1 protein-coding gene is annotated in these 230 nt (G+C 65.7%); it reads left to right on the plus strand.

Annotation, left to right across the window (positions count from 1 at the left end; translation table 11 throughout):
* Positions 1-230 (plus strand): LLM class flavin-dependent oxidoreductase (locus tag SB765_RS34420; RefSeq protein ID WP_410933131.1); only part of this gene is annotated, 230 nt, incomplete at both ends.

Raw genomic sequence — 230 nt, forward strand, 5'->3', positions numbered from 1 at the left:
GACGCACTCGCCAGCCACAGCGCCCGCTCGGTGTACTTCGAGCCACTGACGCTGCTGTCGGCACTCAGTGCTGTTACCGATCGCATCGGCCTGATCGCCACTGCCACCACCAGCTACAACGAGCCGTACCATGTGGCACGCAAGTTCGCCTCCCTGGACCACCTGTCCGCAGGCCGTGCCGGTTGGAACATGGTCACCTCCGACGCTGCCGCCGAGGCCGGTAACTTCGG

This window comes from Pseudomonas sp. SIMBA_067 (genome assembly GCF_046534675.1).
Taxonomy (GTDB): domain Bacteria; phylum Pseudomonadota; class Gammaproteobacteria; order Pseudomonadales; family Pseudomonadaceae; genus Aquipseudomonas; species Aquipseudomonas putida.